Annotated in this window: 16 protein-coding genes and 1 pseudogene; 16 read left to right on the forward strand and 1 reads right to left on the reverse strand. The window is 35.5% G+C overall.

What is annotated here, in order from left to right:
• Nucleotides 1-205: 205 nt before the first annotated feature.
• Nucleotides 206-652 (reverse strand): YhcH/YjgK/YiaL family protein, encoded by a 447-nt coding sequence (locus PH235_RS08310; protein ID WP_272161891.1) that lies wholly within the window; start codon nt 650-652, stop codon nt 206-208.
• A gap of 829 nt (nt 653-1,481) precedes the next feature.
• On the opposite strand from PH235_RS08310, the gene PH235_RS08315 reads away from it, so the two are divergent.
• The 16 genes and pseudogenes from PH235_RS08315 to PH235_RS08390 all read left to right on the forward strand — a co-directional run.
• Nucleotides 1,482-2,096 (forward strand): sugar transferase, encoded by a 615-nt coding sequence (locus PH235_RS08315; RefSeq protein WP_272161892.1) that lies wholly within the window; start codon nt 1,482-1,484, stop codon nt 2,094-2,096.
• Nucleotides 2,097-2,098: 2 nt separating this feature from the next.
• The gene (locus PH235_RS08320; protein WP_272161893.1) at nt 2,099-2,968 is read left to right on the forward strand and encodes an NAD-dependent epimerase/dehydratase family protein; all 870 of its coding nucleotides are present in this window, start codon (nt 2,099-2,101) and stop codon (nt 2,966-2,968) included.
• Nucleotides 2,969-2,973: 5 nt separating this feature from the next.
• Nucleotides 2,974-4,104, forward strand: a complete 1,131-nt coding sequence (locus PH235_RS08325; protein ID WP_272161894.1) for a glycosyltransferase family 4 protein — start codon at nt 2,974-2,976, stop codon at nt 4,102-4,104.
• A gap of 15 nt (nt 4,105-4,119) precedes the next feature.
• On the forward strand, nt 4,120-5,253 hold the full coding sequence (locus PH235_RS08330) for a glycosyltransferase family 1 protein (protein ID WP_272161895.1): 1,134 nt from the start codon (nt 4,120-4,122) through the stop codon (nt 5,251-5,253).
• A complete protein-coding gene (locus tag PH235_RS08335; RefSeq protein ID WP_272161896.1) occupies nt 5,246-6,115 on the forward strand; it encodes a glycosyltransferase in 870 nt (289 codons plus the stop codon). The genes PH235_RS08330 and PH235_RS08335 overlap by 8 nt, the downstream gene beginning before the upstream one ends.
• A 489-nt stretch (nt 6,116-6,604) precedes the next feature.
• On the forward strand, nt 6,605-7,804 hold the full coding sequence (locus PH235_RS08340; protein ID WP_272161897.1) for a hypothetical protein: 1,200 nt from the start codon (nt 6,605-6,607) through the stop codon (nt 7,802-7,804).
• A 108-nt stretch (nt 7,805-7,912) separates the two neighbouring features.
• Nucleotides 7,913-8,989 (forward strand): glycosyltransferase WbsX family protein, encoded by a 1,077-nt coding sequence (locus tag PH235_RS08345; protein WP_272161898.1) that lies wholly within the window; start codon nt 7,913-7,915, stop codon nt 8,987-8,989.
• 417 nt (nt 8,990-9,406) lie between these two features.
• Nucleotides 9,407-10,843 (forward strand): hypothetical protein, encoded by a 1,437-nt coding sequence (locus tag PH235_RS08350; RefSeq protein WP_272161899.1) that lies wholly within the window; start codon nt 9,407-9,409, stop codon nt 10,841-10,843.
• Nucleotides 10,844-10,876: 33 nt separating this feature from the next.
• Nucleotides 10,877-11,752, forward strand: coding sequence for a glucose-1-phosphate thymidylyltransferase RfbA (gene rfbA, locus PH235_RS08355; RefSeq protein WP_272161900.1), 876 nt, complete (start codon nt 10,877-10,879; stop codon nt 11,750-11,752).
• An 11-nt stretch (nt 11,753-11,763) separates the two neighbouring features.
• Nucleotides 11,764-12,330 carry a dTDP-4-dehydrorhamnose 3,5-epimerase gene (gene rfbC / locus PH235_RS08360; protein ID WP_272161901.1) on the forward strand — a complete coding sequence of 189 codons (567 nt, stop codon included), beginning with the start codon at nt 11,764-11,766 and terminating at the stop codon, nt 12,328-12,330.
• A 20-nt stretch (nt 12,331-12,350) separates the two neighbouring features.
• Nucleotides 12,351-13,379, forward strand: a complete 1,029-nt coding sequence (gene rfbB / locus PH235_RS08365; RefSeq protein ID WP_272161902.1) for a dTDP-glucose 4,6-dehydratase — start codon at nt 12,351-12,353, stop codon at nt 13,377-13,379.
• Nucleotides 13,380-13,434: 55 nt separating this feature from the next.
• Complete coding sequence (gene rfbD / locus PH235_RS08370; protein WP_272161903.1) at nt 13,435-14,274, forward strand: dTDP-4-dehydrorhamnose reductase; 840 nt, start codon at nt 13,435-13,437, stop codon at nt 14,272-14,274.
• A 97-nt stretch (nt 14,275-14,371) separates the two neighbouring features.
• Nucleotides 14,372-15,391, forward strand: a complete 1,020-nt coding sequence (locus PH235_RS08375; RefSeq protein ID WP_272161904.1) for a GDP-mannose 4,6-dehydratase — start codon at nt 14,372-14,374, stop codon at nt 15,389-15,391.
• A 32-nt stretch (nt 15,392-15,423) separates the two neighbouring features.
• Entirely contained in the window at nt 15,424-16,590 is a 1,167-nt protein-coding gene (locus tag PH235_RS08380; RefSeq protein WP_272161905.1) for a nucleotide sugar dehydrogenase, read from the forward strand.
• Nucleotides 16,591-16,734: 144 nt separating this feature from the next.
• Nucleotides 16,735-17,661, forward strand: a complete 927-nt coding sequence (gene galU, locus PH235_RS08385; RefSeq protein WP_272161906.1) for a UTP--glucose-1-phosphate uridylyltransferase GalU — start codon at nt 16,735-16,737, stop codon at nt 17,659-17,661.
• Between the two features lie 585 nt (nt 17,662-18,246).
• Nucleotides 18,247-18,466 (forward strand): annotated as a pseudogene (locus tag PH235_RS08390) (IS21 family transposase); the annotation flags it as partial.

The following is an 18,466-nucleotide window of genomic DNA, read 5'->3' on the forward strand; positions in this document are numbered from 1 at the left end:
ATTTCATAAACAGTTTGGTTCTTATAAACACTCGGATAGGGTATTTATAAGAACCAACCGATGATTGAAGCTATTCCAATGAACCCCCAGACTACTAAACTTCCAAAAAGACGGACACCGCAAGATGTCAGTAATAACCCAGTAAAAAAAGCCAGTGCAGCCTCTGCGCAAGCAAAGCTGCACTGGCTTTTTCAATTGTCTTCTGTTATATCGCCACTTTAACGATAACTTTTTTGACCGGTGCCGGTCTGTCGACCGCCATTCCCGGACGGTGGGCATCATGCGGGGTGAACACTGCGAACTGCCCTGCGTGCACGACGAAATGATCGCCCTCCGCATCAAAGAAATACACATCATCTTCCGGGCGATCCTCTGTTTTCATGAAGCCATCCAGCGTTTTCCAGCCCATCTTTTCGCAGCCTTCCACGACATACTGGATGTCCGTGTACGTATAGTGGGCCTCCCAACGGCATTCGTCTGCTAAACGCGTATCGTACTCCTGCACTAGCGCAAACACCTCATCACCATCTATCTCGTAACGCCCAACTGGCAACGATGCGACATCTGTCTCCTTCAAAAATGCCAGCCCTTTGTAGAGCCTTTCGTTCAATCCCTTATAAAATTCCATATTCGTTAATGCATCAATAATCACGAAAACATTCCTCCGTTCGTTCAATTGTGAAACAATAGCTCCAGTATAGGCCGGATTCAGCCGATTGGATAGGCTTACATCCGAATGTTGCGATTTTTGTCGCAAATGGGAGCCGTGCCGCGTGTACAGTCGCCTGCGATGAAGAGCTTATTCATCGGAGAACACTAATGCGCCAGCTATCCTACCTCCGACGAGCGACTGTTGACCGGAGGAGAGCGTATCGTCGGTGTTGTTTCCGGATAATTGTGTAAAAAGAGAGGGTCAAACCCAAACTATTGGCACATCGCAAGGAGAATGGGTATGACACAGAAATAAAAACATGCAGTCATGAACTTGCAAGAAAGATCAATCCGGAAAGGTACTACCTGGAATTATGATTATAGGAATATAAAATAAGAAACCTTTAAGGAAAGAACTATAATAGTGTGTATCTGTGCAGAAAAAAAGAAATGAGAAACATGCAATCATTAACTTGCAAGAACTAATTAAGCGATATTGAACTGGGAATTACAAAGTGCAGAATATAAAATATATGAGGGGGGAACGCTTATTATCACTAAATCGTAATTAAACCCTTATTCTAGTTTTCGTAATCGAAAACAAAAGATGGAATATCGTGATTTCATACTTTATTCATGATGTATCCGTTTCCTTTCTTATCCTTCGGATTTTAAACGTAAAGTTTAAGTAAAACTTCAAAAAAACTTCGATTTTTGTGCAAATTCGCTTGTAGAAATGTTATCATAAAAAATACTGAAAGATATTTTCTTTAAATGATTATATCTTAGAGACAATTATAAGAAGAAAAAAATAATTATAGGGGTGCTAAATGGAGTATTTGAAGGTAAAAAGAGTGATTGACTTAGTTCTTTCGGTATTGGCCGCAGTCATTTTATCGCCATTATTCTTAATTTTATTTATTGCAATAAAAATGGATACACCGGGTCCTATCTTCTTTAAACAAAAAAGAGTCGGAATCAACAAAACGCATTTCAATATTTTGAAGTTCCGTACGATGCGTATCGATACTCCCAAGGACACACCAACGCATTTATTAGGAGATCCTGATCAGTACATCACAAAAGTCGGTAAATTCTTGAGAAAAACAAGCCTTGATGAATTGCCTCAAATCTTCAATATCATCAAAGGCGAAATGTCCATTATCGGGCCGCGTCCCGCTTTGTGGAATCAGTACGACCTGATTGCTGAAAGAGACAAATACAATGCAAATGATGTTCGCCCTGGTTTAACCGGTTGGGCTCAAATCAATGGTCGCGATGAGTTGCCGATTACTGTCAAATCTGAGTTGGACGGAGAATACATCCAAAAAATGAATTTCGCTTTCGATGTGAAATGCTTTGTCGGAACCATTACAAGCGTCTTGAAAAGCGATGGCGTTATTGAAGGCGGCACAGGCGCGCTAAGTGAAGGAGGTAATCAATAGGTATGAAGAGAATATTGATTACAGGTGCCAATAGCTATATTGGCACCTCTTTTGAAAAATGGGTAGCACAATGGCCGGAAGAGTATCATGTGGATAGTGTTGATACGAAGAATGGTGAATGGAAAGAACTTGATTTTTCTCCTTATGACACCATTTTTCATGTGGCAGGGATTGCCCACCAAGATGCGAAAGCAGATCAAGAAGAATTGTATTACAAAGTTAACCGTGATCTCACGATTGAAGTTGCTCAAAAAGCAAAGTCTGAAGGAGTCAAACAGTTCATTTTTATGAGCAGCATGATTGTATATGGAGCAAGCAGCAAAATTGGGGAAACCAAAGTAATCACGAGAGATACTGTACCGGAACCAATCAATTTCTATGGGAACAGTAAATTACAAGCGGAACAGGGAATCCTTCCACTTCAGTCGGAGGGATTTAATGTTGTCGTTATACGTCCGCCGATGATTTACGGGAAAGATTCAAAAGGAAACTATCCGTTTCTGGCTAAGTTCGCGAAGATTACACCACTATTTCCAGATATCGACAATAAAAGAAGTATGTTGCATATCGATAATCTAACCGAATTGATTCGTTTATTAGTTAGCACAAATGAGCATGGAGTTTTCTTCCCTCAGAACAAAGAATATGTGAAAACCTCTGAAATGGTGAAAACGATCGCCGATATTAGTGGGAAAAAAATGAAATTAGTAAAATTATTTAATCCGATTTTATATTTATTATCCAACAAAATTGGCTTGATAAATAAGGTATTCGGTGATTTGAATTACGATATGTCATTAAGTGATTTAAAACATGATTATCGCATCAAAGATTTAAAAAAATCAATTATTTCTACTGAAGTGGAGAGTTAATTTAAATGGAGAAAGTCCTTATATTAGTAAATCATGATGTTGTAATTTATAACTTCAGGAAAGAACTTGTTGAGAGATTATTAGAAGATGGGTATGAGGTCATTATATCATCACCGTATGGAGAACGAATTGATGATTTGGTACAGATGGGGTGTGAGTATGTTGAAACTACTATTTCTAGGCATGGTACCAACATATTAGAAGAGTTAAAACTACTCGCACATTATAGAAAAATAATAAAAGAATTCAAACCTGATGTAGTGCTCTCCTATACGATTAAACCTAATATTTATGGGGGGATGGCATGTAGATTATTGAATGTTCCTTATATTGCGAATATTACTGGATTGGGTACTGCAGTTGAGAATGCTGGGATTATGCAAAAAATTACTATCTTACTTTATAAAGTAGCTTTCAAAAAAATTAATTGTGTTTTTTTTCAGAATACTGAGAATATGCAATTTTTTAATGATAATAAAATTGCAATTGGTAAAAATAGATTAGTACCTGGATCAGGTGTAAATTTAGATTTCTTTCAGCCATTACCTTATCTAGATAATAGTACTACAGAATTTGTTTTTATTTCAAGGATTATGAAAGAAAAAGGAATTGAACAGTACCTTGAAGCAGCTGAATATATACATAATAAATATCCAAATACAAAATTCCATATCTGTGGATTTTGTGAACAAGCTTATGAAGAAAGGCTAAATAAGTTACAGGAAGATGGTACAGTAATTTATCATGGCATGGTAAGGGATATAAGAAAAATATTAAAAAAAACACATTGCACTGTGCATCCATCTTACTATCCAGAGGGAATATCAAATATATTATTAGAAAGTTCTGCATGTGCTAGGCCTATTATTACTACAAATAGGTCAGGTTGCCGTGAAGTGGTTGATAACGGAATAAATGGATATGTTGTTGACCAAAAGAACAGCCTGGATTTAATTGACAAAATTGAGGAATTCTTAAACTTAGATAACTCTACAAAAAAATTGATGGGAATTGCAGGCAGAAAAAAAGTAGAGAATGAATTTGACAGACAAATTGTGGTTGAAGCATACATAAGTGAAATTAATGATATTATAAAAAAAATAAATGGAATTGTTGCAATAAGAGAGATAATATAAAAAGGAGGATCGAATATGAAAGAGCCTATTCGCATTTTACACGTTTTTGGACGTCTTGATAGAGGCGGAGCTGAAACAATGATCATGAATATATATCGTAAAATTGATAAAAACATAATCCAATTCGATTTCGTTGTACATACTCGTGATAAATGTGATTACGATCAAGAAATAAAGGAATTAGGTGGAAGAATTTACAGTATTCCAAAATATGAAGGTTTAAATTACTCTTCTTATAATAAAGCTTGGAATGTTTTTTTTAAAGACCATCCACAATATAAGTTAATTCATGGACATGTACGGAGTACAGCATCAATATATCTTCGAATAGCAAAAAAATATGGTTTGATTTCTATTTCTCATAGCCATAATACCTCTTCTGGAAAGGGTATGGTTGCGTTTGCTAAGAATTTGATGCAATATCCAATACGTTATATAGCTGATGATTTTTTTGCTTGTTCTCTTTATGCAGGAGAATGGTTATTTGGAAAGAAAGTATGTCAAAAGGATAATTTTTTTATTTTAAAAAATGCAATAGATGTCAATGCCTTCAGATACAATGAAGCAGTGAGAACCATAAAAAGAAGAGAATTGAACTTGGCTGGAAAATTCGTAATTGGCCATATTGGAAGGTTCCATCCCCAAAAAAATCACATGTTCCTAGTAGAGGTTTTTAAGAAAGTACATGATAGAAATGAAAATACTGTGTTATTGTTGATTGGAGAAGGTGAGCAGAGAGCAAAAGTAGAAGAAAAAGTAAATAAATTAGGACTCACCGAACATGTTTTATTTACTGGTGTTAGAGACGATATCCCACAGCTGATACAAGCAATGGATGTTTTTGTATTCCCATCATTATTTGAGGGATTGGGTATCGCTATTGTTGAGGCTCAAGCCTCTGGATTAAAGTGCATAGTAGCAGACACTATCCCAAGTGAAGCTTTTGTGACTGATATTGTTGAATCACTGCCGTTAAATTCAAAAACAGATATTTGGGCTAATAAAATTTTGGAGAAATCGAGTAATTATAAACGGAATGATGTTTCTCAAGCAATTTTTCATAGTGGTTATGACATTAAGGAAACCGCTAAATGGCTACAGGATTTCTATATAAGAAAACATGAAGATAGAGGTGGTACTTATGTATAAGTATGCGGGTGTTGTTGTTTTATATAATCCTGATATTGATGTTGAAGCGAACATAAATACGTATATTAATGAAATAGATAAATTATATATTATAGATAACTCAGAACATGAACAAAAGGCAATAATACAAAATATAATCAATAATGAGAAATCTATATATGTAAATTTAGATGGAAATAAAGGATTAGGATATGCTTTAAATGTTGGATGTCGTATGGCTGTAGAGGATGGTTTTAATTATGTTTTAACTATGGATCAAGATTCTAAATTTGAGAATAATGGGGTAAAAACTATCGTTGATTTTATTGAAAAGTCACATGAGCACTATTCTATTGTATGTCCAAATGTAAAATCAGTTTATTCTGAATATGAAACGAATCAAGAGAAAGTAGCATATACTTTAATTGGTGAAAACTTGAATGAAATTAGGAATTGGGTTATGACATCTGGATCAATGATGTTCTTAGAAGACTACATGGGTGTAAATGGTTTTGATGATGAAATGTTTATTGCTCATTTAGATATTGATTTGGGTATTAAATTATATCTAAATAATAAAAAGATAATTATGCTAGGGAACTCTGTAATTATTCAAAGATTTGGAAATTCAATACCAAAAAAGATATTATGGAAAACAGTACATCCTTCATTTGCAGCTCCAGTAAGAACATATTATTTATTTAGGAATCAAAAATATTTAGAAAGAAAATATGGCAAGGGAATGAAAAAAATTATAAATGTACATTTGTATAAGTTCATTATTAAAATAATGATATTCGAGGATCGAAAAATCGAAAAAATGAAAATGGCTATTAGAGGGATTATAGATGCGAAAAAGAAAAAGATGGGGGCATATTCCTAAAAAAAGAAAGAAAATTTATATACAATCTTTTTAGATGCATCATCTTCTTCGAAAACACTAAACAACTTAATAGAGTTAATTGTTAAAAACAATACTTAAATAAGCGTATATATATAACAATCAACTTCAACTATTCCAAAATCAATAACAAATAACCCAGAATGATTCCGGAATATTCTGTTAATCAGGATTTGATTGTTGAATTTATTTAGTATGAAAAACTTTATGCAATTGCTCATCTTTCCACTTCACTATTATCAAAATACAGAGTATACATATGATGTAATAGGTATTAAATGTTTGAACGCATAAAATTTTAAATTCAAATTAATACATCAAAATGATGTTTCAAAGTTACTGAAAAATCAGATAAGGGATAATTAAGACATCTTTTTAAGGTAAAAAATTTGAGTTATTAAGTCAATGATATGAACCGCATTATTAATTAAATGGGTAGACCAATAAAAAATATATGGAGAATTAAAATGAATGGAAACACAAAATGAAGTAAAGAAATTGAAAAAGGTATTTTCAGCAATATTAATCTGGTTTCCTATATTAACAATGTATGCATCACCAATACCTATTTTAACGAATTTTACATTGGGTGATTTGATGCTTCTAATCATGTTTCCAGTTTTAGTAATTTGGATGATGAAAAAAATTATTTCTGATAAAAAATATTCTTTTTCAATTTTAATTATTTACTTGGCCTATATAATTATCCAAATGCTATTAACTTTAGTAAGTGATGAAACAATAAATACTAACGATGTAATATTTAGGACTACAAGATATTCTGTTTATTTATCAATAATTATTTTCTTTTCTAAACAATTATTTGATTATGAATTTGGAATTAAACTATATAAACTTACATCTGTATTTTCAACATTTTATTTGTTTGTACAAGTTACTTTACTTAGAACAATGAATTATATGTTACCAGGAACCCTGCCCTTTTTAACTCCAATAAGGAATGATCTTCAAGTGGACACAAAAATATTAGGTATGGATATGATAATGCGTCCGCATTCTATATTCTCTGAGCCAGCTTGGTATGCTGTATACGTTCTTGGAATCTTAATCATTTGTTTGTTTTCAAGTGATTCAGATAACGATTTGAAAATCCCGGTCATAATTACAGTTGGAATATTGTTGTCTGTTTCAACAACGGGAATTTTATTGTGTGCTATAACCTGGATTTTCTGGTTCTTTCATAAAACAAAAGAAAATATATCAATTCAAAGAATGATAATAGTTATATTCATAGTTCCATTAATTTTGTATTTTATTACTCATTCAAATTCTTTCCAAATTTTTGTAGATAGGATAGTTGCTGGAGATTCAGCTGCAGGAAGGTTTAATGGGTATACGTATTTAACTTCTAATTGGAATATTTCATTATCTAATTGGTTATTTGGAAATGGAATGAAGAAGATACCAATATACCTAGCCGGATTTGCGAGAGTGATATATTACTATGGATTTATTGGGTTGTTAATTTTTATGCTTATTTGCGTTAGTATATTATATAGAGTTGAAAAATCACAAAAAATATTATTACTAATATTTTTACTTTTAAACTTGGGGACCGAAGTACTATTTGGTCCGCTTATACTAGTGTACTTTCCTTTTATTCTCTCTTTTGTAAAGCAAGGTCAAAAGGAGAATGGTAATGGAGGATAATAAAAAAATTATCATGGACTTGATGTTTTTTGACAGAGCTAAATTGTTTTATTGAAATATAATTGAATTGTACGATTGTAGATAATTGTGTATAAGAGAGGGTGTATTATGAAAAAAATAATTGCGATTTACTTGCCTCAATATCATGAAATTGAAGAAAATAATGAATGGTGGGGGAAAGGACACACAGAGTGGGTGAGTTGTAAAAAAGCTTTGCCTTTATTCAAAAATCATTATCAACCTAGAATTCCTTTGGATAATAATTATTATGATTTGACAAATGAAGAGGAACAGATAAAACAAGCCCAGATAGCAAAGGAATTTGGTGTGTACGGCTTTTGTTACTATCACTATTGGTTTGAAGGAAAACAGATAATGCAACAACCAATGGAACAAATGTTAAATAATAAAAACATAGATATTCCGTTTTGTATCTCTTGGGCAAATCATACGTGGTCCAATAGCACAAGTAGAAAAAATAGAAAAATTTTAATTGAACAAACCTACGGATCAAAAAAAGATTGGGAACAGCATTTTGTATATCTAAAACAGTTTTTTGATGATGAAAGATATATAAAAGTTGATAATAAGCCTATAATGGTAATCTATGATGCGAAGAATATTGATTGTTGGCAGGAAATGAAATTATTATGGGATACTTTAGCCAAAAAAGAGGGTTGGGAAGGGCTTTTCTACATCAATACACTTAAACATGAGGAAGATGTAGAAGTATCTAACCAGTTTAAGTTTGATGCTCAATTTGAATACCAACCGACCTTTGCTTTGGGTAAAAGTAAAAAATTTGATTATGCTAAACTATACAATTTTAAAAGAATTTTATACAAAGAATACTTAGATAGGCCGTTGATTTGTAGCTATGATAAGATTTGGCAAAGAGTTTTGACACAAACGCCTAGCAATGGGATTACTACCTATTTAGGTGCATATAATGATTGGGACACTACTGCAAGATGGGGGAAAAAAGGTATTGTTCACAAAAATGCTAGTCCAGAAAAATTTGAAAAATATTTACGAGAGCAAATAAAACATAGTGATGAATTACCAAATAGTGATTTTATATTCGTTACAGCTTGGAATGAATGGAGTGAAGGTGCATATTTAGAGGCTGATGAAAAGTATGGCTATGGGTATTTAGAGGCTATTAAAAATTCGGTTAATTCATAACAAGTCTGTTTTAAGAGTAATTTAATGAAATAAATCATACCTCTTTATAAAAGGATTCATTGCTACTCAGCTAAAATAGAGCAGTTTCATTTATCAATAGAACTGTTGAATATTACCGAGGCCTATTTTTGATCTGATTCAAGCTTTCCGCCAGTTTAGAAAGCTCCCGGTTTGCTATTAGAGAATCACAAAGGAGCTGTCAAGGGCTTTACATTACATCGTATAGTTCTAGAGAAGCGAACCTGCTATCCGGACAGATAAGTATATTACGACCAGGGATCACATGGCTAAAATATTTTAATAGAGGCTCTAAAAAGAACCAATACTTACTTAAGTAGATTTATTATTAAATGTTAAGACACTGAGTGATTAGAATAAATAAAAGTAATGAATTAATAATTATATATGGAGGAAAAGATGTTTAAGGGCCAACAAATGAATAGTAAAGCACGGCTACTAGTAAAAAATGTGTCATACGTATTTTCATCGAATATTATTTCATTCATTATTTCTACAGTGCTTATATTAATCGTACCCAAACTTATAGGTATCGAAGAATATGGGTATTGGCAATTATATATGTTTTATGCATCGTACATGGGTTTTTTTCATTTTGGTTGGAATGATGGGATTTATCTGAGGTATGGTGGGGAAAAGTATGATCAATTAGATAAAAATATTTTTTTCTCACAATTCTGGATGTTGTCAATTTTTCAACTTCTACTCGCAATAATTATTATATCAGTGTCAATATTCATGGACACTGATATAGACAAGCGATTCATATTCATATCGGTTGCATTCTGTATGGTACTAGCTAATATGAGAGCAATGCCTTTATTTATTTTTCAAGCAACAAGCAGAATAAAAGAATATTCAAATATTACTATGCTAGATAGAATATTATACGGTTCATTTATTGTTTCTCTCTTATTGTTGGGTTTTAGAGAATACGAACTGATGATAGTAGCTGATTTAATAGCAAAATTTATTTCATTATTATATTCGTTGTATTACTGTAAAGATATTATATTCCGGAAAATTTCTGTGTTTAGAATAAATTTTACCGAGGCTAAAGAAAATATAAATGTTGGAATAAAATTAATGTTTTCTAATATAGCGAGTATGTTAATCATTGGTATTGTAAGGTTCGGAATAGAGAGAAATTGGAATGTTGCTACATTTGGGAAGGTCTCCCTAACACTTAGTATATCTAATTTTATAATGATATTTATTAATGCTATTGGGATAATAATTTTCCCTGTTTTAAGAAGAGTCGATGAGCGTAAATTGTCAAAAATCTATACAATACTTAGGGAGATTCTGGTTTTAATATTGTTAGGCACATTAATATTGTATTTCCCTATTAAAATGATTCTTTCAATTTGGCTTCCGCAATACATAGATAGTTTGAAGTATATGGCACTTGTATTTCCAATGTGTGTCTATGAAGGTAAGATGGCACTATTAGTTAATACGTACCTGAAGACGTTAAGAGAAGAGAAGTTGATGTTAAAAATTAACTTATACTCACTGGCATTAAGCGTTGTACTTACTTTTATTGCAGTGCGAGTTTTTAATAATTTAAATTTTGCGATATTATGCATTGTGGTATTGTTAGCATTTAGATGTGCCATAGCTGAGGCATTTCTATCAAAAATTTTGAAAATTTCGATTGGTAAAGCTCTACTAATGGAATCAATTATATCTCTGATTTTCATCATGATAGGATGGTATGGAAGTAGTTTAAATTCAATTTTAATCTATCTATTCTCATATATGGTATATATAATGATAAAAAGAAAAGATATTATTTTAGCAATTAGGGAGTTAAAATTACTGTTAAAAAAATAAATTTTGTTAGAAGGATAATAGGAGGAACAAGTTATGAAAGGAATTATTTTAGCAGGAGGTAGTGGAACTCGGTTATATCCCCTTACCAAAGTTCTTTCCAAGCAGTTACTACCTGTCTATGACAAACCAATGATATATTACCCTATGTCGACGTTGATGTTAGCGGGGATTAAGGATATCTTAATTATATCTACACCAACCGATATAATTCGTTTCGAACAATTATTCGGAGATGGATCTGAAATTGGTATTCACATTGAATATAAAGTTCAAGATAACCCAGATGGATTAGCTCAAGCCTTTTTGATTGGTGAAGAATTTATTGGAGACGATTCTGTCTGTTTGATATTAGGCGATAATATCTATTATGGAAGTGGTTTGTCGAAACTATTACAGCGTTCTGCCTCTAAGGGAAACGGAGCGACTGTATTTGGTTATCATGTTCATGATCCAGAAAGGTTTGGAGTAGTAGAGTTTGATGAGACTATGAAAGCTATCTCGATAGAAGAAAAACCGTTCAACCCAAAAAGTAACTATGCCGTAACTGGCTTATATTTCTATGACAACGATGTTGTAGAAATTGCTAAGAGTATCAAACCTTCGCCACGAGGAGAATTAGAAATTACAGACGTTAATAAAGCTTACTTAGAAAAAGGAAAATTAGATGTAGAAATCATGGGCCGGGGATTTGCATGGTTGGATACAGGAACGCACGAGTCTTTACTCGAAGCTTCAACGTTTATCGAAACAATCGAAAAACGCCAAAATTTGAAGGTAGCTTGCTTGGAAGAGATTGCATATCGTATGGGTTATATTACCCGTGAACAACTTATCGAGTTAGCGCAACCATTAAAGAAAAACGGTTATGGACAGTATATGCTTCGTTTGGCGGAATCAGAAAAAGTTTAGGAGATGAGTTTGTGAAAGTAATTGATACAAAGTTACAGGATGTTAAAATCATTGAGATGGATGTCTTCGGAGATCACAGAGGTTTCTTTACAGAATGCTACACAAGGGAAAAGTTCAGCGCTGCAGGAATTGATATCGATTTCCTGCAAGATAATCATTCCTTATCTGTTGAACCTGGTGTCTTAAGAGGGATGCATTTCCAGACTAATCCAAAAGCTCAGACAAAACTAGTCCGTGCTACTACCGGGGTAATTTATGATGTTTTAGTGGATATGCGCTTAGGTTCTCCTACATACGGCAAGTGGGAAGGGTATATTTTGAGCGAGTATAACCATCGTCAGTTGTTGGTTCCGAAAGGTTTTGCTCATGGTTTTGTGACGTTGACTCCACACTGCAACGTACAATACAAAGTAGACGAATACTATTCCAAAGAAAATGATGGCGGCATTGCGTTTAATGATCCTGCAGTCAGTATCGAGTGGCCGATGCAAGTAGATAAACTTGTTTTGTCCGAGAAAGATACAAAGCACCCTACGTTGGCTGAATTCGATAATCCATTCATATATGGCGAAATATAAGAGCTAGGAGACAAAGAAAAATGAAAAAAATTATTGTTACTGGCGGGGCAGGGTTTATCGGATCTAATTTTGTTCATTATGTAGTGAATAATCATCCAGAAGTACACGTTACAGTTTTGGATAAACTTACTTACGCAGGAAATAAAGAGAATCTAGCAGGACTACTAGGAGACCGAGTGGAATTGGTTGTGGGAGATATCGCCGAAGCCGAATTGGTGGACCGCCTTGTTAGAGAGTCTGATGCTGTTGTTCACTATGCCGCTGAATCGCATAATGACAATTCACTTAAGGATCCGTTTCCTTTTGTCCAAACCAATATCATCGGAACCTACACGTTGATTGAAGCTTGTCGCAAGTACGGTGTGCGTTATCACCACGTTTCCACTGATGAAGTCTATGGAGATTTACCATTGCGTGAAGATTTGCCTGGACATGGAGAAGGGCCGGGTGAGAAATTTACTGCAGAGACTCCTTATAATCCATCAAGCCCTTACTCTTCCACTAAAGCTGGATCAGATTTGTTGGTGAAGGCTTGGATGCGTTCGTTTGGGTTAGAAGCGACGATTTCAAACTGTTCTAACAACTATGGTCCTTACCAACACATCGAGAAATTCATTCCGCGACAAATCACCAATATCTTGTCTGGCATTCGACCGAAACTGTACGGAGAGGGAAAAAATGTCCGTGACTGGATCCACACGAATGATCATTCTTCAGCTGTGTGGGCGATTCTAACAAAAGGGCGCATTGGAGAGACTTACTTGATCGGTGCTGATGGAGAAGAAAACAATAAGCATGTTCTAGAATTGATTCTGGAATTGATGGACCAGCCGAAAGATGCATATGACTATGTACAAGATCGTGCCGGGCATGATTTGCGTTATGCAATCGATTCTACCAAGCTAAGAGAAGAGTTGGGTTGGACGCCACAGTTCACCAACTTCCGTGATGGCTTAGCAGACACCATCAAGTGGTACACAGACAACAGAGACTGGTGGTCAGCTGAAAAAGAAGCTGTTGAAGCAAGTTACGCGAAGAATGGCCAATAAGAATAGTCTTAAAAGGTAGGAAATCCCTGCCTTTTTTTATAGAGGAGGAATTTTGATGATTTTGATTACGGGATCCAATGGGCAACTGGGTACAGAATTGAGACATTTGTTGGATGAAAAAAGAATAACATATGTAGCCACAGATGCAACTGAAATGGACATCACGGATAAGAATGCTGTTGATATCATATTTAAAAAAGTAACCCCATCAGTTGTATATCATTGTGCAGCCTACACGGCTGTGGATAAAGCTGAAGATGAAGGTAAAGAAATGAACGCGCTGATTAATGAAATTGGAACGAAGAATGTTGCTGAGGCTGCAGAATCAGTTGATGCGACGATGTATTACATAAGTACGGATTATGTCTTTGATGGGACAAATCAAGACCTATATCAAGTGACTGATTCAGCTAATCCTAAAAATGAATACGGTCGTGCAAAGCATGTAGGCGAGCAACTAGTGGAATCAATTTGTTCGAAGTACTATATCATCCGAACCTCTTGGGTATTTGGAGAGTATGGAAATAACTTTGTCTATACCATGCGTCGATTGTCAGAAAGCTATCCTAAATTGACAGTAGTAAATGATCAAGTAGGGCGCCCGACTTGGACAAGAACATTAGCGGAGTTTTTACTGCACTTAGAGAATGTAAAACCTAAGTATGGCGTTTATCACCTATCGAATGATAATAGCTGTTCATGGTATGAATTTGCGCTTGAAATCCTGAAAGATTCTGATGTAGAAGTTAGTCCGGTCACCTCGGAACAATATCCACAGAAAGCATATCGTCCGAAACATTCAATCATGGATTTGAGCAAAGCAAAAGCTACTGGATTCAATATTCTGACATGGCAAGAAGCACTGGCATCATTCATTTCTGATATCAGCAAATAGATATAAATTGAAGGATAACGTTATTAAAAATTGAGTGATGCAGATAATAATATTCGATAAAATTATACTTTGATATTGCGAAATAAGGAGGATGAAAATGGAAATTAATCAACTTAAAAAAACATTTTTAGTTACGGGCGTGGCAGGGTTTATTGGATCGTATCTATCAAAACGACTATTAGAACAAGGATTCCAGGTTATAGGAATCGATAACATAAATGATTATTATGATGTAAATCTAAAAAATGCCCGTTTAGAAAATCTAACACCATTTGATAATTTCACTTTCATTAAGGAAGATACATCCAATAAAGAAGCAATCATGAAAATATTTGAAGAGTATAAACCTAACGTCGTTATTAACTTGGCTGCTCAAGCCGGGGTTAGATATTCCATTGAAAATCCGGATGTGTATATTCAAAGTAATATCATCGGATTTTTCAATATTTTAGAGGCTTGCAGATTCCATCCAGTAGACCATTTGATATATGCTTCTTCAAGTTCCGTATACGGATCCAATAAAAAAGTGCCGTTTGAAGAATCCGACTTTGTAGATCATCCGGTATCTCTGTATGCAGCAACCAAGAAATCAAATGAGTTAATGGCTCATACGTACAGTCATCTTTATAAAATCCCTTCTACTGGCCTTAGGTTCTTTACAGTATATGGTCCGATGGGAAGACCTGACATGGCCTATTTTGGTTTTACTGATAAATACTTTAATGGAGAATCCATCAAGATTTTCAATAATGGTGACTTCGAAAATGATTTGTATCGTGATTTCACTTATATCGATGACATCGTAGAAGGAATTGTAAGACTGATAGACCATCCACCAGTCGAGGATGTTCCGAGTGCAGTGTTCAATATCGGTAATAATAATCCAGAGAAACTTATGGTATTTATTGGAACATTAGAAAAATGTCTAAGCAAATCACTAAATCGTGAAGTTGTCTTTGATAAAGTGTTTGAACCAATTAAACCTGGTGATGTGCCGGCAACTTATGCCTCAACTGATCTTCTGCAAAAAGCTGTGGGATTCAAACCGAAAACTTCGATTGAAGAAGGCCTACAACAATTTACGGATTGGTACGTTGATTATTATAATGTGAAATAATAAATGAATCTAGTTAATGGGAGATGTACAACTTGAAGATTACAATTGCAGGAACTGGTTATGTAGGGTTATCAAATGCTGTTCTCTTGGCACAAAATAATGAAGTTATCGCACTGGATATTATTCAAGAAAAGGTTGATATGATTAATAATCGTCAATCACCTATTGCGGATAAGGAGATTGAAGAATATCTTTCAACAAAAGAATTAAATCTAGTAGCAACTACAGATAACTACAAAGCGTATAAAGATGCGGAATACGTTATTATCTCTACCCCTACAAACTATGATGCAGAGAAAAATTATTTTAATACTAGAACAGTTGAAGCTGTGATTGCGAACGTTTTATCAATCAACCCTGATGCGGTTATGGTAATCAAGTCCACAGTGCCAGTTGGTTACACGGAAAGCATTAAAGAAAAATTCGAAACCAACAACATTATCTTCTCGCCTGAATTTTTAAGAGAAGGAAAGGCTTTGTATGATAACTTACATCCTTCACGCATTGTTGTAGGGGAACAATCAGAACGAGCAAAAGTATTTGCAGAGCTACTGGCGCAAGGCGCAATAAAAGAAAATATTGATATCCTATATACGGATTCTACTGAAGCTGAAGCGATTAAATTATTTGCCAACACCTATTTAGCGTTAAGGGTAGCATACTTCAATGAATTGGACTCCTATGGAGAAGTACGAGGATTGAATACCAAACAGATCATCGAGGGTGTAGGATTGGATCCTCGTATCGGGACGCACTACAATAACCCCTCATTTGGTTATGGTGGATATTGCTTACCGAAAGATACGAAGCAGTTATTGGCTAATTATGCTGATGTTCCTCAAAATATTATGTCTGCAATCGTTGATGCTAATAGAACAAGAAAAGACCATATTTCAGATATGATCATTAAGCGAAATCCTAAGGTAGTCGGAATCTATAGATTAACCATGAAGATGGACTCTGATAACTTCCGTCAATCAGCAATCAAAGGTGTCATGAAACGAATCAAGGCTAAAGGGATTGAAGTGGTAGTATTTGAACCAGCACTTGATGAGGATGATTTCTACAACTCTAGAGTAATCAAGGATTTTGATGAGTTTAAGGGAATCTCTGATGTAATAGTGTCTAATCGGTTTGCGGAAGAATTAACTGATGTGTCTGAGAAGGTTTATACAAGGGACCTTTTCCACGAAAACTAAACAACCCTAGGGTATAAAGAATCCAGAATAGGCCCATTATGTGCTTATTTTGGATTCTTTATCTTATTAGTAGTAAGCGCTTAACAGATTAGGTATTCTTCCAGGAGCATATTTCAAATCCATTTCAAAGGAGTAATTGTATACATGAAAAAAGTCAGAAAAGCAGTCATTCCAGCAGCCGGTTTCGGCACGCGTTTTTTACCAGCTACAAAGGCCATGGCGAAAGAAATGTTACCGATTGTTGATAAGCCGACCATCCAGTTCATCGTCGAAGAAGCCATCGCATCGGGAATCGAAGAAATCTTGATCGTCACAGGTAAAAGCAAGCGGGCTATCGAAGATCATTTCGACTCCAATGTTGAATTGGAGATGAACTTGCGGGAAAAGGGCAAGGATGAGCTATTAGCATTGGTTCAGGAGTCGACAGGTGTCCGCATCCATTTTGTGCGTCAAGCTTATCCGTTGGGACTGGGACATGCTGTCCTGCAGGCGAAAGCCTTCGTAGGAGATGAACCATTCGTAGTCATGCTCGGGGACGATCTGATGCAAGATGAAGTGCCATTGACGAAGCAGTTGATCAATGCCTATGAACGGACGCATGCGTCGAATATCGCAGTTATGGCGGTGCCTCAGGAAGAAACTTCCAAGTACGGCATCATCGATACCGATTCCGAATTAGAACCAGGGTTATTCAATGTCAGCCGATTCGTGGAAAAACCGAAAGCAGAAGAAGCGCCAAGCAACTTGGCTATCATCGGGCGCTACTTGTTGACGCCGGAAATCTTCGATATTCTTGAGAACCAAGCTCCTGGAGCAGGTGGTGAGATCCAACTGACCGATGCCATCGATACCCTGAACCAAACCCAGCGCGTCTTCGCGAAACGCTTCGAAGGCACCCGCTACGATGTCGGTGACAAGTTCGGCTTCATGACTACCAGCATCAACTACGGCCTGACCCATCCGGAAGTCAAAGACAAACTGAAAGACTTCATCATTGCACTGGGGAAAGAGTTGTCGGGTGATAAAGAACGAGATGCTATCTCGACTGAGGCGACCGTTTCATTGATGTAGAAGTGCCCGATAAAAGAAAAACGCCGTTTTTCGAGTGTGTGCTATTTTTAGACTGGTCGGCAAGTATTTGCAGGAAGTCCAGATTTTCAGGGGTGGTACTGCAATCATATATTCCAGCATGATCTCGAGGCATCTACCGGATTTTAATCTCGGTCGTTGCCTTATTATGTTCAATAGCTAGGCACACCCGAGGGTGTGCCTAGGACCGTCAGCTCCGACGAGCGCGTCTCTTATCGGAGAAAATCCGCACGCGGATGAGCTAGCTCCGATAAGAATGTTCTCACCGGAGCTGGATTTTTTGTGGGTGGCCGAATTTCGGCGAAACCGATTTGACAGGAGGTTAACCTCTTCTGGCATATCGCAGTTCCGACGTGAAAAGAGCGTTCTTGACAATGTTGTAGCACAGTAGAGCCACCTGTTGAATGTGAGAGACAAGCCAGTGGTTGCGTGTCAGTGAGCCATTTAGCTACCAAGTGTTAACGCCGGTAGTAAAATGTAGGAAAACAACGGTTTGAAAAATGTCGGAAATCATACATTTTTTTGAATATACTTATTTCATCTCATCTACACAAGGAGGTAATGAGCATGAGAAAAGATATTCGAGAAGGAGTGAGGTTCTACATTATGAACGACATCAAACCAAATTTTGCACAGATGGCACGTCAATACGACAGTGATCCACGTACCATTAAAAAACACTTTGAGGAACAACAGAATCCTGAGTTGATTAAGCCCAGGAAACCCGTGCCGGAGAAAGCCAGTAAATTGGATCCTTATCGGACCCTGATTGACGAAAAGGTTTCGG

It is taken from the genome of Trichococcus sp. K1Tr (assembly GCF_028309625.1).
Classification (GTDB): domain Bacteria; phylum Bacillota; class Bacilli; order Lactobacillales; family Aerococcaceae; genus Trichococcus.

What these genes read in the sequence shown, in the direction of transcription:
- PH235_RS08315 (WP_272161892.1), top strand. Translation starts at nt 1,482, where the DNA reads ATGGAGTATTTGAAGGTAAAAAGAGTGATTGACTTAGTTCTTTCGGTA.
- PH235_RS08320 (WP_272161893.1), top strand. Translation starts at nt 2,099, where the DNA reads ATGAAGAGAATATTGATTACAGGTGCCAATAGCTATATTGGCACCTCT.
- PH235_RS08325 (WP_272161894.1), top strand. Translation starts at nt 2,974, where the DNA reads ATGGAGAAAGTCCTTATATTAGTAAATCATGATGTTGTAATTTATAAC.
- PH235_RS08330 (WP_272161895.1), top strand. Translation starts at nt 4,120, where the DNA reads ATGAAAGAGCCTATTCGCATTTTACACGTTTTTGGACGTCTTGATAGA.
- PH235_RS08335 (WP_272161896.1), top strand. Translation starts at nt 5,246, where the DNA reads ATGTATAAGTATGCGGGTGTTGTTGTTTTATATAATCCTGATATTGAT.
- PH235_RS08340 (WP_272161897.1), top strand. Translation starts at nt 6,605, where the DNA reads ATGGAAACACAAAATGAAGTAAAGAAATTGAAAAAGGTATTTTCAGCA.
- PH235_RS08345 (WP_272161898.1), top strand. Translation starts at nt 7,913, where the DNA reads ATGAAAAAAATAATTGCGATTTACTTGCCTCAATATCATGAAATTGAA.
- PH235_RS08350 (WP_272161899.1), top strand. Translation starts at nt 9,407, where the DNA reads ATGTTTAAGGGCCAACAAATGAATAGTAAAGCACGGCTACTAGTAAAA.
- rfbA (WP_272161900.1), top strand. Translation starts at nt 10,877, where the DNA reads ATGAAAGGAATTATTTTAGCAGGAGGTAGTGGAACTCGGTTATATCCC.
- rfbB (WP_272161902.1), top strand. Translation starts at nt 12,351, where the DNA reads ATGAAAAAAATTATTGTTACTGGCGGGGCAGGGTTTATCGGATCTAAT.
- rfbD (WP_272161903.1), top strand. Translation starts at nt 13,435, where the DNA reads ATGATTTTGATTACGGGATCCAATGGGCAACTGGGTACAGAATTGAGA.
- PH235_RS08375 (WP_272161904.1), top strand. Translation starts at nt 14,372, where the DNA reads ATGGAAATTAATCAACTTAAAAAAACATTTTTAGTTACGGGCGTGGCA.
- galU (WP_272161906.1), top strand. Translation starts at nt 16,735, where the DNA reads ATGAAAAAAGTCAGAAAAGCAGTCATTCCAGCAGCCGGTTTCGGCACG.